Origin of the sequence: Frankia sp. AgB32, assembly GCF_023243045.1 — a bacterium.
In the GTDB taxonomy this organism is placed as follows: domain Bacteria; phylum Actinomycetota; class Actinomycetes; order Frankiales; family Frankiaceae; genus Frankia.
The window spans coordinates 51,457-65,477 of record NZ_JALKFX010000008.1 but is presented as its reverse complement, the minus strand read 5'-3'; the positions used below and the strand labels follow the sequence as shown (position 1 = coordinate 65,477).

Here is a 14,021-nt window from a genome sequence, read left to right as displayed (position 1 = left end):
CGCGGTCGGCTCAGGGCTGGTACAACCGGTGGCGCACCGCGATGTCCAGCCACTGGCGGGCGAACGCGGCGTCGGAGAACGCGCCGGCCCGCTCGGTCGCCGCGGCGGCGAGGCGGCCGCGCAGGCCGTCCTCGGCGGCGAGCCGCCGGGTGAAGAACGCGACCTGGTCCGGAGCGGTCCACCGGTAGCCGTCGATGCCGTGCCGCACGATCTCCCGCTGCCCGGCCCGGTCGATGACGACGGGCACGCAGCCGCCGGCCATCGCCTCGACGGTGGTCATCCCGAAGTGCTCGGCGGTCCAGGGCCGGCGGCGGTCGTCCTCGCCGTAGCCGGTCGCCGACCAGAACACCGAACTGGTCGACAGCAGCTGTTCCACCTCGGCCCGCGGGGCGTTGGGATGCAGGTGCACCGGCAGCCCCGCGCCGGCGGCGCGAACCTGCTCCAGGTAGGGCAGTTGGGAGTCCTCGCAGCCGCCGACGACGTGCATGCTCCAGCCGGGCAGCTCCCCGGCGCGGGACAGCTCGCCGAACCACTGGACCATCTCCAGCTGGCGCTTGGCGTGCCCGAGGCCCGGCAGGAAGAAGCGCCCCACGGTGATGACGGCCCGTTCGCGCACCGGCTCCGGATGCAGGCGGTCGACCTGGATCGGCGGGAACAGCACGTCGGCGTCCCGCTTCCACAGCCGGCCGATCCAGCCGCGGGTGAACTGCGAGTTCGCCATGATCACGTCGTAGTCATCGAGATGACCGAGGTCGGCCGGGTCCCGCAGCAGCCAGGGGAAACGCAGCGGCAGCCGGGCGATCGGCCCCTCCCCGCCGTCGGTGACCCGCGGGCGGCTCACCGCCACCCCGAGTTCCCGCACGTCCGCCGCACCCGGCGAGAACGCGTCGCTGACCAGGGTGAGCTCGGTGCCTTCGGCCGACGGCGGCAGCGGCACCTCGAACGGGGCGAAGTCCGGACCGATCTCCAGTTTCGCGAGCACGTCGCCGGCGGCGTCGAGGACACGCAGCGACGTGCCGCCGGGCGCCCCGGGACGGCCGAGGTCGGCCCGCAGCGTGCGGCGCTCGCCGGGGCTGACGGCGAGGATGCCGTTGCCGTTCGTCCAGGTCCACTGGCGCCGACGGCCGCCTTCCGGCGGGTACCAGCCCTGGCCGAAGCTCACCGCGGGACGAATTCCGCGCAGCAGTGGCCCGGCGGTGCGCACCGCGGCCTTGCGCCACGGCGCCATGTCGTGGTCGAACGGCGTCGGGAAGAAGCACAGGTACGCCGAGCGGCGGGACTGCGGCTCGATGCGGCTCATGTACGAGCCGTTGACGAACAGGTCGTAGCCGGCGGAGCGCGCGGCGACGTCCTCCTCGCCCCGGTCCGGCAGCCGCACGTAGCGGCAGCCGGTGAGGTCGAGGCCGAGGTGGCTGCCGACCTGGTCGAGGTCGACCTCGGAGTGCCCGAGGATGTCGACGTCGGCGCCGTGGGCCGCCAGCACCTGGGCGATCATGCCGTTGTGGCGCTCGCCGCCGCCCATGGAATGCCAGAACCGGTTGTAGACCGCGGCCCGGACCCCGCGCGCCGGCCGCTCGGCCCCCGCCGCCGGCGTGGACGTCCCCGTGGGCTCGAACGTCCCCGGCTCGGAAGCAGGCGCCGCGTCGGTGCTCATCGGCCGACCAGCCAGCTCTGCAGGCTCGCCCGCCGTTCGGTGGCTGCGGCACCGAACTCGTGGCGCGCGCGCAGCATGGTGGGCAGCAGTCGCAGGTAGGAGCCGATCACCCGCAGGCGCAGCAGCGTCGGGCGCACCGCCGGCCGGCTGCGCGCCTGCCACGCCTGGCGCAGCGTGCGCACGGCGATGGAGGCCGTCGTCACCGGGTAGCGCACCACCGCGGACAGCGCGAGCGTGGCTGTCGCGTCCTTGGTGAGCATCAGCAGGCGGTTGCGGTCGGTGTGGAACACGAACAGCGGCGACCATTCGACGCTCGACGCCGAGTGGATGTGGCGCAGCACCGCCCCCGGCACGTATCGGATGGCGTTGCCGCGGGCCCGGATCCGCCAGGACAGGTCGGTGTCCTCGTAGTAGAGGAAGAACGCGTCGTCGAACCAGCCCAGCTCATGGCCGAGGGAGGCGCGGATGGCCATCCCGTTGCCGCAGGCGGTGAAGACGTCCTCCGGCTGGTCGAACTGTCCGGTGTCGACCTGCTGGTAGCCGCGGTCGGCGCCGTAGCCGTCGACCAGCACGATGCCGCCGACATTGTTGATCACGTCGACCCGGGGGGCCTCACCGCCGACGGTGACCGTCACGGTGGTCGACTCCGGTCCGACGGCGAGCTCCGCGCGGCCGCCGCCGCCCGGGCCGGTCGGGCCGTCCCAGCTCAGCGTGACCTGCTTGCGCGACTCCGCCGCCCAGGTGAACCCGAGGGTGACCGGTCCACCGTCGGGGATGGGCACGCACAGCTCGCCCTCCCCGCGGGTCCAGAAGTAGGGGGCCTTCGCCGGTCCCTCGGCGCCGTAGGTGAGTTTCTCCCACAGGACCTCGCGCAGCGTCTCGCGCCCGTCGACGGTGACCGAGGAGACCCGGACGCCGAGGTCGCGGGAGTCGTGCGGTCCCGGGACGAAGGTCGGCGTGTGCAGCCGGATCCGCAGGAACCGCGGCAGGAACACGACCTTGCCGGTGGTGGCGCCCAGATGCCGGCCGCCGGGCTCGGCGAACGGCGCCAGCAGCGCCGCGAGCCAGGTCGGCTCGGGGATCGCGTCGTTGTTCACCAGCACCGCGTACGGGGTGCTGACCTGGCGAAGGGCCAGGTTGTTGCCGCCGGCGAAGCCGAGGTTGCGATCCGAGGCCACGACGCGCACCCACGGGTACCGCTCGGCCAGCAGCTCCCGGGAGCCGTCCGACGACGCGTTGTCGACGACCCAGGTCTGGAAGGCGAAGCCGGTCTCCTGCTTGGCGATGCCATCGAGGCAGGCGGGCAGCAAATGAGCGCCGTTCCAGTTGACGATCACAACGGTCGCGTACGGCTCCGCCGGTCCGCCGCCGGGACCCCGCACCGCGGAGCCGGCTGCCGTCACGTCGGCCGCCGTCACTGGTTCGTCCGGGGGGCGCCTCGCCGCCGGACCGGTTGTCCCCGCCTGTTCCGTCATCCCCGCAGCCTCGCCTCGTAGTCGACCTTGAGAAGCCCGTCCGCCTGCGAACCGCTGACGCCGAACAGCTCCTCGAAGCGCCTGGTCGTCACCGGAGCACCGGTGGCGGCGTCCGAGACGTGCACCTTGACGGCGAACGCCCCGAGCAGCTCGGGCAGGTGCGGCACGGTGAAGTCGACGATGTGCCGGCCCGGCCCGACGCGGAACCCGCCGGCCGGCGACTCCATCATCCAGATCGGCACCTCCTCCTGCCCCACGATGTAGGCGTGCAGGTAGACGCGCTCGGGCGCGCCCTCGGTGACGTCGAGTTCGACGCTCACGGTCAGCCGCTCGTCCGGGTTGTACTGCACCATCAGCGGGCCGCCTGGCTCCGTGGCGAAGGTCACCGCCTGCGGGCGGACGGTGGCGAACTGCCAGTCCACCGGCCCCTCGCTGGGCAGGCTGCCCAGTTTCTGGCGCAGCAGCTTGGTGCCGACGGCGGGCTGCCCGTCGTAGATCAGGGAGCCGGACTCCAGGACCAGGACCCGGTCGCACATGCTCTCGATGAGGTCGAGGGAGTGGGTGACGAACAGGATCGTGCGTCCCTGCGCGCGGAACTCCGCGATCTTGGCCAGGCACTTGCGCTGGAACGCCTCGTCGCCGACCGCCAGCACCTCGTCGACGAGCAGCACGTCCGGGTCGACGTGCACGGCGACGGCGAAGCCGAGGCGGACGTACTGGCCGGAGGAGTAGTGCTTCACGTCGTCGTCGATCTTGTGTCGCAGCTCGGCGAAGTCGACGATCGAGTCGAACAGGTGGTCGATCTCCCGCCTGGACAGTCCGAGCAGGGAGGCGTTGAGGTAGACGTTGTCCCGGCCGGACAGCTCGCCGTTGAACCCGGCGCCAAGCTCCAGCAGCGACGCGATCCGGCCCTGCACGGCCACGGTCCCGCTGGTCGGGCGCAGGATGCCGGCGAGCACCTTGAGCAGGGTGGACTTCCCCGACCCGTTCGCGCCGGCGAGGCCCACCGTCTGGCCGCGCCCGATCGTCACGTCGATGTCGCGCAGTGCCCAGAAGTCGTCGCCGGCGGGTCCGCCCCGACGGACGAACCGTTCCTTCAGGCTGGTGGCCCGGTTGTGGTACGAGACGAACCGCTTGGTGATTCCGGCGCCCCTGATCACCACGGCCGAGTCCGGCCCGGGTTCGACCGGACCTGGCGGGGTCGGCGACCCGGCGGTGGCGATCCGGCCGCCCTGGGCCAGCGCGCCAGCCAGGGTGCCGGCGCCGGACAGCGAGCCGGCGCCGGCCGAGGGTGCGGTGCCGGCCGAGGGTGCGGTGCTGGTCGAGGGTGCGGTGCCGGCCGAGGGTGCGGTGCCGGCCGAAGAGCCGGCGCCAGTCGGGAATGACGAGCCGCGCTGGTACGCGGACGAGTGTCGGGCCACTACAACTCCTTGCTGGCCGCCGGGGGCGTCCTGCCATGATCGCACCGCGTTCGGCGGGCTGGCTCCGGGGCTCGTGGCGGCGGAGGCTTTCCCGCTCGGACCGCCACGGCCTCGCCTACAGGTCCTCGGCGAAATCCGCCTGCATCGTGCGGAAGACGTACAACCCGATCCACAACAGGGCGAGCGAGATTGCTCCGGCCACGGCGAGATGTTCCAGGTAGAACGAGTATTCGTCATGCGCGAGAACCGACGCCGAACTGGCGGAGCTGCCCGGTGGTGGGTGGTAACCCGCGGGCAGGTGGTAGATCGCCCGCTGGAACGTGATGACCACCACCGCCATGGGGTTCAACAGGTAAACCCAGGTCCATTCGTGCAGCTTGGCCTGGATGAGGCCGAACGCGTAGACCATCGGGTTCAGCCAGAACCAGGCCAGCAGCGCCACGTCGAGCAGGTGGGCGGTGTCGCGATAGCGCACGTTGAGTGCGCTGACCAGCAGCGACAGCGCGACCGTGAAGGTCAGGGCGACTGCCCCGGCAGGCAGGACGAGCAGCAGGTCGGGCCCGATCAGCGGATAGCCGATGATCAGGATGACCGCGAACAGAACGACCAGCTGGAGCATGAAGTGCACGGCGGCGAACCCGACCGCGGACAGCGGCAGGACAGCAAGCGGGAAGCGCACCTTCTTGACCAGGTTCGCATTCGCCACGACGGCGCCGCACGCCGCGGAGACACTCCCGGAGAACGCGTTCCAGATCAGCAGGCCGGACATCAGGTAAATGCCGAACCGGGGAATTCCCGACTTCAGCACGATCTGAAAGACGAAGGTGTAGACGACGAGCAGGAGCAACGGATTTGCCAGCGACCAGGCGAAGCCCAGCGTCGAACCCTTGTACTTGACCTTCAGGTCCTTGCGGACGAGATTGCGAAGGAGTTCCCAGCGCACTCTCGTCTGCGCGCGGCTGCGGTGCGCGAGCTGCTGGTGCGCGTCCTGGGCGGGTTCTGGCACCCGGCTGGTTCCTGGTTCCAGGTCGGTCCCGAGCTGCCCCGTCATCGAGCCTCCTGCCGGCGGTGCGGCGTCAGCCAGTTGTGACACGGCCGGTCCCTTCGGGCCTCGGGAGGTCAGAGCGCCGCTCCCGGGCATGGTGTGGCTGGAGCTGCACCTGTCCGCTCCTCACTCGACACGAATCCTCACACGACATCACACAGAGATCCGACAGTACCGAGACCTGCCGACGTCCGGCGCGGGCCAGGCCGGGCTCCCCGTCGGGACGTCGGCGTCGGGCCTCGGGGTCACCTACCGTAAGGTCCACGCGGCGGGTGACCTGGCGGCGGGATGATCCGACGCTCGTCGAATTGCCAAAAGCCCGATGCCGGCCGGGTCGATTCTCGTCAGAATCGTGACGGTACCGCGTCCGCGGCAGGCGGGTGACGCCGCCTCTCCCGCAGCTCGGCCGATCCGTCAACCCGGTTCGGCTCGGTGAGCACGCCCGGTCCGGTGGCTGGCGTTGGCGGCGGGGTTCATAGTATCGACCCGTCCATCTGGCTTCGGCCGGCCGACGCGGCGGGGGTGATTCCCGGCGTTTCGCGAGCCGTCGGGGCCGACCCGCCGGAGGCGGCCGTCTGCGGCCGCATGGAGAGGACGGCCGTGTTCACCGACGTCCGACTACGCGAAGTGTGGTCGCATCTGGAGTCGGGCGGGGCACAGGCCCTGACTCTGGATGTCTTCGACACCCTGCTGTGGCGCATGGTTCCCGAACCCACCCATGCCTTCGTACTGCTGGGCCACCGGCTCGCCGACGCGGGGCACCTGCCGTCGAGCGTGTCGCCCGGCGAGTTCGCCCGGCTGCGCGCGCATGCCGAGCACGTGGCCCGGCTGCGGGCGCACGCCAGCCGCGGCACCCATGAGGTCCGCCTCGACGAGATCTGGCAGGTGCTGCTGCCGGCGCTGCCCGGAACCGTCGGCGTGCAGGATCTGGTCGACGCCGAGGTCGCGGTCGAACGCGAGCTGTGCCGGGCGGACCTCGCCGTGGTCGAGCTCGCCGAGCTGGCCATGACCAAGCTCGGGCTGCCGGTGTACCTGCTGTCGGACACGTACTTCTCCGCCAGCCAGCTCGAGCGGCTGCTGAACCGGCCCGAACTGGCCGGCATCCACTTCACCCGGATCTTCACGTCCTCCGACGCCGGGACGTCCAAGAGCGACGGCCTGTTCAAGCACATGCTGGCCGCGTCCAACCTCCAGCCCTCCCGGGTGGTCCATTTCGGCGACCATCCCGTCGCCGATGTCGAGGGTGCCCGCGAGCACGGGCTCGTCGCCATCCACTATCCGAAGTACGCCGGCTCCCTACGTCGCACTCTCGACCTCGAAGGCCTGCGTGGCGAGCCCGGGGACGACATTCCGATCGACCCCGTTGACGGCGACTACGGCATGACCGCGCTGCGCGCGCGCTCCCTGCACCGGGCCGACGCCCTCGCGGTGCCGGCCGGTCTGCGCCGCTACTGGGAGACCGGGGCGACCGTGTTCGGCCCGGTCTTCACCGGTTTCGCCGAGTGGGCGGTGGAACGCGCCCGGCACTTCGGCGCCGACCACATTCACTGCCTGATGCGGGAGGGTGACTTCCTGTCCCGGCTGCTCGTCGATCCCGGCGAGGACATCGGGGTCACGGTCTCCACCCTGTGGGCGTCCCGGCAGGTGTGTGCCCTCTCGAACGTGTTCGAGGGCAGCCCGGACGAGCTGCGCAGCTTCCTGGTCCGCCGGCATGCGCCGAGCGTCGGCCAGCTGCTGCGCCAGCTCGGCGTCCGGCTCGACAACATCGCCGGCATCTCGGCGATGGCCGACCGCCGGCTCGACGTGCCCGGCCTGCTCGACGACACCCTCGAGGCGCTCTGCTCCGACGAGCGGATCCGCAGCGAGATCGTGCTCACCGCGACCCGGCTGCGCGAGCGCTACGTGAACTACCTCGACGGCCAGCTGCCCGAGACGGGCCGGATCGTCCTGCTCGACCTCGGCTGGGGCGGCACCATCCAGGCGCTGCTCACCCGGCTGCTCGCGTCCACCGGGCGCAAGGTGGAGATCCTCGGGCTGTACCTCGCGACGAACCAGGCGGCGATGACCCACCGGCTCGCCGGGCTCGAACTGGAGGGTTACGTGGCCTCCGGCGGGCAGCCGGAGAACCTGGCGAACCAGCTCATGCGCAGCCCCGAGGTGCTCGAACAACTCTGCATGCCCGATGTCGGGTCGCTGGTCTCGTTCGACGAGATGAGCAATCCGGTGCTCAGCATCGACCGCACCTCGCGCACCCAGGTGGCGCAGCGCGCGGCCGTGCAGGACGGCATCGTCGCCTTCCAGCGGGAGTGGCTGCGCTACCGCCGGTCGGAGACCCCGATGCCGTCACTGGCCGCGCCCGGCGCCCGCCGCGCGGGCCTGCGCACGCTGACCCGCTTCGTGGCCCGCCCGACCGCGGCCGAGGCGAGCGCGTTCGGTTCCTGGGCGCACGACGACAACTTCGGCTCCGACTCCTCCGAGGGCCTGCTGCCGCCGGAGCTCGTGCGGCGCATGCCGTACCTCACGCCGCTCGACATCGACCAGATCTCCATGCGGGAGCTCTACTGGCCGGCCGGCGTCGCCGGGGTCGCCAACCGGCCGCTGGCCGTGGTCGCCGGGCTGGCGGCGGCGGCCGGCGTGCCCGCCGAGGAGGTCTCGCCGGAGGCAGCCGCCGGGCCGGTCGAGGTCTACGTCGACACCGGCGCGGACTTCGTCAACGGGCAGAAGAAGGCCGTGGTCACCCGGTCGGCCAGGGACGGCCTGTCCCTCGTGCGGCTCAGCGTCGAGGCGGTCGGCGCCCGCCGGGTGCGCATCGACCCGGCCGGCCGGCGCGGCCTGCTGCGGCTGGACTGGCTGACGCTGTCCTTCCACATCAACAACATCGCCGAGCCGTACAAGGTGACCATCACCTCACTGGACGATCCGGCCCAGCAGCTCGCCCTCGTTGGCCTGCGACTGCTCCAGCCGAACCTGCTGGAGATCGTCGGCGACGACCCGCAGTTCGTCTACACGATTGATCTGGCCTCGCAGCCACAGCTTGCCGGGGTCTACGCTCTCGATGTCGAAATGGCCTTTGGCTGGATGGGCATCCGGGGTGAGCCGCTGGCCCTGCCCGGCGCCGGCACCGCCCGCGACGGGCTGCCGGTCCGGGCCGCCCGCAAGATCCGGCGCGAGCTGGGAGGACTGCGGTGACCGATCAGGCGGACCCCGTCCCCGTCGCCTCCGGGCCGGCACCGGAGGCGACGGCGCGCGGCCCGTTCGAGGTCCGTGGGGGGGGTGGCCGCCAGGGCGGCCCGTCGATCGTCCGCCCGGAGGATGACCCCTCGACCCGGGCCGCTGGTGCCCGGACGTTCGCCGCCGCGGCGGCGGCCCGCGTCGTCGCCGAGTCCGCTGCGCCGCTGGACAGTTCCGAGGCAACGGGTGAACAGGCCGCGCCCCTGCCGTCCCACGGGGACACCGCGGGACGCGGCGTCGGGAGGGACCAGTCCGTCGGCGACCGGGTCGTTGGCGACCGGGTCGTGGAGGACGGCGACGAAGGCGAGGTCCGCGCCAGCTTCGCCGAGCTCGCGGCGATCGCCGCGGCCGAACTCGCCGCTACCGAACTCGCCGCTACCAGGGACGCCGCTACCGGTCAGGCCGCGGGCGGGGACCCCGGGGCCGGCGCGCTCGTCCGCCAGGGCGACCATGCTGTGGAAGCGGTGGACGCGGGCGAGGCGACGCTTGCCCCCCTGCTGCTGCACTCGCTCGCCGACCTGCGGGAGATCTGGGTGCCGCTGATCGAGGCGTCCGGCGCCCGCAGTGTGGCCGAGATCGGCTCGGAGAGCGGCGTCACCACCTCGCTGCTCGTGGACCTGCTGCGGCGCGGTGGCGGCGGTCGGCTGGTCGTCGTCGACCCGAACCCGGGCGTTGAGCCGGCCGCCGGCGGCGGGCTGGACGTGCAGGTCATCCGCGGCTACAGCCCGCAGGCCCTCGACGGCCACGCGCCGACCGACGCGTACCTCATCGACGGTGACCACAACTACGCGACGGTGCGGGGCGAACTGGCGGCGATCGCCGACGCGGTGGACCGCTTCGGCCGTTCGTACTTCCCGATGGTGATCCTGCACGACGTCGGCTGGCCCGCCGGTCGCCGGGACCAGTACTACGCCCCGGACCGGATCGCCGCGGACGACCGACAGCCCCATTCGTGGGACGTCGGTGTGGAGATCGACAATGCCGGGGTGGTGCCCGGCGGCTTTCGCGGGATGGGCGCGTTCGCCTGGGCGCTGACCGAGGGCGGCCCGCGCAACGGGGTGCGCACGGCGGTCGAGGACTTCCTCGCCGAACAGCCTGAGCTGCGCTTCTTCACGGTCGCGCCGATCTTCGGGCTCGGGGTGCTGGTCGACCGGCGGGCACCCTGGGCCCGCCAGGTGGCGGACCTGCTCACTCCGTGGGTCTCCAACCGGCTGCTGTCCCGGCTGGAACGCAACCGCGTCGACCTCTACCTGCACGTGCTGCGGTTGCAGGACACCGCGGCAGCCGTGGCCCGGGCCCGGCAGCGGGAGTGGTCCCGGCTGGACGACGAGCGCAGCCGGCTGGCCGCGACCGAACTCGCGCACCTGCAGCGGGTCGCGGAGCTCGAGGAGGAACTCGCCAGGCTGCGCCGGACCGAGGCGGAGCGGGCCGCCGCCGGCCCGTCCACCGGCGACGAGCGCACGCTCGTCCAGGTGGCCCGGCTGGCGGGCGCGGCGCTGCGGTCGAAGCTGGGACCGGGCGGTCAGGAGAAGCTGTCACGGGTGCAGACGCGGCTCACGGACAGCAACGGCGCCCTGCCCGCCCTGCGCCGCAGGTCAGGCCCGCCCGCTGCCGGTGGGGATCCGGGCCTGCGGCGGTAGTCGCTGCCCCGGGGCGTTCCGGGGGCCTGGGCGCCCCGCGCACTCAGCAGACCGGCTGGTACGGGACGTCCGCGATGTAGCGTTCCCATTCCGCCTCGCTGATCTGCTTCGACGGGTCCGCGCAGGCCGCGGCGATCAGGCTGGCGTCGTCGATCCGGCTGATCCGCACGGTGTAGTCGTCGCTCGCGGTGGCGATACCGGAGCCATCCGGCGTCCAGGCCAGAGCCTGGATCCAGTCACCGTGTCCGCTGATCGTTCCCACCGACGCCGGACGCCCGGATCCCGAGACGTCCCACAGGTGCACCGTCGTGTCCCAGCCGGCGGTCGCCAGCGTCCGGCCGTCCGGGCTGAACGCCAGGTCGAAGACCCACTTCTCGTCCGCGGGGAACGACGCCGCCGCCCGGGGCCGGGACGGGTCGCTGATGTCCCAGATCCGGGCCGTCCCGTCGTAGCTGCCGGTGGCGAGGCGCCGCCCGTCCGGGCTGAACGCCACCGCCCACACGTAGTCGGTGTGCGCGGTGATGGCCGCCAGCGGCCGCGGCCGGCGCGGGTCGGAGATGTCCCAGATCCGGGCGGTGCGGTCGGCGCTCGCGGTGGCCAACAACCGCCCGTTGGGGCTGAAGGCGACCTCGTTCACCCAGCTCGTGTGCCGGTCGAGCACGGAGAGCGCATGGGGATTGCGCAGGTCGCTGACGTCCCACAGCCGGGCGGTGTTGTCGTAACCGGCCGTGGCGAGGGTGCGGCCGTCGGGGCTGAACGCGGCGTCCAGCACCCAGCCGTCATGCCCGAGGATCACCGAGAGCTGGACGGGACTGCGGGGATTGCTGATGTCCCACAGGATGGCCGACCGGTCGTAGCTGACCGTGGCGAGCGTCCGCCCGTTCGGGCTGAAGGCGGCGTCGAGGACCCACGACCGGTGCCCGTGCAGGGTCGACAGGAGTACCGGATGGTACCGGTCGGCGATGTCCCAGAGCTGCACCGCGCTGTCGGCCCCGGCGGAGGCGAGCATCCGGCCGTTCGGGCTGATGTCCACGCCGAGCGCGGACGCGGTGTGCCCGCGCAGGATCGTGGCCGTGGCAGCGGCGAACGAGGTGCGCAACGCGGCGCGGGACTCCCGCCCCGGGCTGATCCGGTAGGACGCCAGCGACAGCCGGGCAGCCAGGTCGGCGTCGGAGTTGCGCACCGCCTCGGCGGCCAGGGCGACCCGTGCCGCCGTCTCCTGCTGGCTCGGTCGTCCGGTGCCGCCGGAGGTCAGCGCCAGCGGCACCAGGGCCGCGATGAGCAGAACCGCGAGGACCGGCGCCGCGATCAGCCCGAGGCGGCGCCGACTCCAGCGCCGGTACGCCCCGATGGTCCCGGCGCTGGGTGCGGAGGTCCGTCCCCAGACGTCCGGTGCCGCGCCGGGGTCCGCCGCCGGGTGGTCGGTCGGCACCCCGGCGGCGCGCCGACCGTCGCCCGTGCGGGCGACGGGTGGGCCGGCGTCACCGCCCGCCGTGCCGTGGCTGTCCGGGCCGGTGGGGCTGTCCGGGCCGGTGGGGCTGTCCGGGCCGGTGGGGCTGTCCAGGCCGGTGGGGCTGTCCAGGCCGGTGGGGCTGATGGGACCGGCTGGGCTGGTGCCCGGGGTCGGCGCGGGCACGATCGCGTCGGCGGCCGAACCGGTCGGCTGGGACGCTGCGGCCGGGTGCGCCGACGGCGCCGCGTCCGGCCCTGCCGACGTCGCGGAACGAGCGCCGTCCTGGCCGGCCCGGGCCGCGGGCCGCGCGTCCTCGCCGTCGGAGGGATGACCGGCACTGCCGGGCTCACCGCCGCTGCCCGCGCGTTGCGGGGGAGCGGCGTACGGGGCCGCCGAGCGGATGATCCGGGTCACGTCCGGGTCGGGGTGGGTGGGTGGTCCCATCCCGACCAGCCGCAGGAACAGCTCCTGCGCGCTCGGCCGGGCGGCCGGATCCTTGCGCATCGCCTCCTCGACGATGGGCCGCAACGCGGGATCGAGGCCGTCGAGGAGCGGTTCGCGGTGCACGACCCGGTAGAGCTGGACCGGCGTCGGGCCGTCACCAAAGGGGAACGACCCGGTGCCGGCATAGGTCACCAGACCGCCCCAGGCGAACACGTCGGCGGCGGCCGAGACCGGTTCGCCGTTGGCCTGCTCCGGCGCCATGAACGCCGGCGTCCCGATGCGCTGGATCTCCTGGCTCACCATCGTCTGGGAGTCCAGCGCCCGGGCGATCCCGAAGTCGATCACGCGGGGGCCGAGGGAGGACAGCAGCACGTTCGACGGCTTGAGGTCCCGGTGCACCATGCCCGCGCCGTGGATGGAGGTCAGCGCCGCCGCCACGCTCACCGCGAGCCGTTCCAGATCCGCCGAGCGCAGGGGGCCCTCCGCGGCCACGCTCTGGGCCAGGGTGGGGCCGTCGATGTACTCGGTGACCAGGTAGGGCAGGCCGTGCGCGGGGTCGACGACGTCCAGCACCTCGGCGGTGCAGAAACGGGCGACGCGGCGGGCGATGTCGGCCTCCCGCCGGAAGCGGGCGCGGAACTCCGGCACCCGCGCCAGATCCGGCCGGATGACCTTCACGGCGACGAGCCGGCCCGCATAGCCGGGGGTGCTCGCTCGTCCCCGGCCGAGGAAGACGGTGCCCATGCCGCCTTCGCCGAGCCGGCCCAGCAGCTCCACCTTGGCCAGATCCGTCGGGTCCGCGGCCTCGAGCGGGGTGACGAGGGCGCCGACTCCGCCGCCCGTCGGAGGATCGGCCCTGACCTCAGCCATGGGGGTGGCCGGCCTGGCCTCGGCCTGGTCCGGTGGGCGTGGTGACGCGGGCGGACCCTCGCCGGCAGGCGCCGACGCGGGTGGCGGCACGGGCGGAGGCGTCATGGCCCCGGCCCTGCCCGGCTCCCGCTTGCGGCGCAACATTCCCCCTGAGCTGAGCTGGCCGACCGCGCGGACGCGCCCGTGCAATCACCATCTCATGATCCGACATCCCCGACTGGTGGCGGTGCCGCAGCCGGTCGCCGACGTCCGGGGTCGAGACAAGTCTGCCGGCGGCCAACGGCATCCGCATGCCGCGCGATGGATTTCGAGGCAATGTCGCCGATCAACTACTCCGGGCTGTCGGATGTGGGGGCGCGCTCGGCTGGCCGGTTGTTGGCGGCTGGCACGATTTTGGCGGTCGGCGTGGTTTTCCCAGGAGGCACGATCTTCCCGGCCGGCGAAACGCCTGCGACAGGCGCGGTGTCCGCAGCCGGTGTGGTGTTTGTGGCTGGTGTGGTGTTCGTGGCTGGTGTGGTGCCGGTGGTCGGTGTGGTGTTCGGGGTCGGGTGGGGATCGGTGGCCGGCGGGGTGCTGGCGGCCGGCGGCGGATCGGCGTGGTCGCGGTCCGGGGACTGGGCGAGCAGGAGCTGTCCCTCGGCCGTGGTCTCGCGCCGGACGCGGGCGGCGCGGCGCAGGCCCACCTCCCGCAGGCCCTGCGCCGACCGGTCGGGCCGCGTGGGCGGCCGCTGCCGGCCGCCGGGATCCCCGGCCGCTGTGGAAGGCCGTCCGCGGCCGCCGCCCGCGTC

General features: G+C 73.0%; 7 protein-coding genes and 1 pseudogene. 2 read left to right on the top strand and 6 right to left on the bottom strand.

Going from position 1 to position 14,021, the window contains the following annotated elements; genetic code table 11:
* Window positions 1–10: 10 nt before the first annotated feature.
* The 4 genes from MXD60_RS04330 to MXD60_RS04315 form a co-directional block, all read right to left on the bottom strand.
* A complete protein-coding gene (locus tag MXD60_RS04330) occupies window positions 11–1,654 on the bottom strand; it encodes a glycosyltransferase (protein ID WP_248817640.1) in 1,644 nt (547 codons plus the stop codon).
* Entirely contained in the window at window positions 1,651–3,129 is a 1,479-nt protein-coding gene (locus MXD60_RS04325; protein WP_248817639.1) for a glycosyltransferase family 2 protein, read from the bottom strand. The genes MXD60_RS04330 and MXD60_RS04325 overlap by 4 nt, the downstream gene beginning before the upstream one ends.
* Complete coding sequence (locus MXD60_RS04320; protein WP_248817638.1) at window positions 3,126–4,550, bottom strand: ABC transporter ATP-binding protein; 1,425 nt, start codon at window positions 4,548–4,550, stop codon at window positions 3,126–3,128. Before MXD60_RS04320 ends, MXD60_RS04325 begins: the two co-directional genes overlap by 4 nt.
* Window positions 4,551–4,665: 115 nt before the next feature.
* Entirely contained in the window at window positions 4,666–5,601 is a 936-nt protein-coding gene (locus MXD60_RS04315) for an ABC transporter permease (RefSeq protein ID WP_248817637.1), read from the bottom strand.
* Window positions 5,602–6,195: 594 nt separating this feature from the next.
* On the opposite strand from MXD60_RS04315, the gene MXD60_RS04310 reads away from it, so the two are divergent.
* Together MXD60_RS04310 and MXD60_RS04305 are read left to right on the top strand one after the other, a co-directional pair.
* A complete protein-coding gene (locus MXD60_RS04310; protein WP_248817665.1) occupies window positions 6,196–8,784 on the top strand; it encodes an HAD family hydrolase in 2,589 nt (862 codons plus the stop codon).
* Window positions 8,781–10,466 (top strand): class I SAM-dependent methyltransferase, encoded by a 1,686-nt coding sequence (locus MXD60_RS04305; protein ID WP_248817636.1) that lies wholly within the window; start codon window positions 8,781–8,783, stop codon window positions 10,464–10,466. The genes MXD60_RS04310 and MXD60_RS04305 overlap by 4 nt, the downstream gene beginning before the upstream one ends.
* Before the next feature lie 43 nt (window positions 10,467–10,509).
* Here the strand turns inward: MXD60_RS04305 and MXD60_RS04300 are convergent, their stop codons facing one another.
* Together MXD60_RS04300 and MXD60_RS04295 are read right to left on the bottom strand one after the other, a co-directional pair.
* Window positions 10,510–13,233 (bottom strand): protein kinase domain-containing protein, encoded by a 2,724-nt coding sequence (locus MXD60_RS04300; protein WP_248817635.1) that lies wholly within the window; start codon window positions 13,231–13,233, stop codon window positions 10,510–10,512.
* 329 nt (window positions 13,234–13,562) lie between these two features.
* A pseudogene (locus MXD60_RS04295) lies at window positions 13,563–14,021 on the bottom strand (hypothetical protein); the annotation flags it as partial.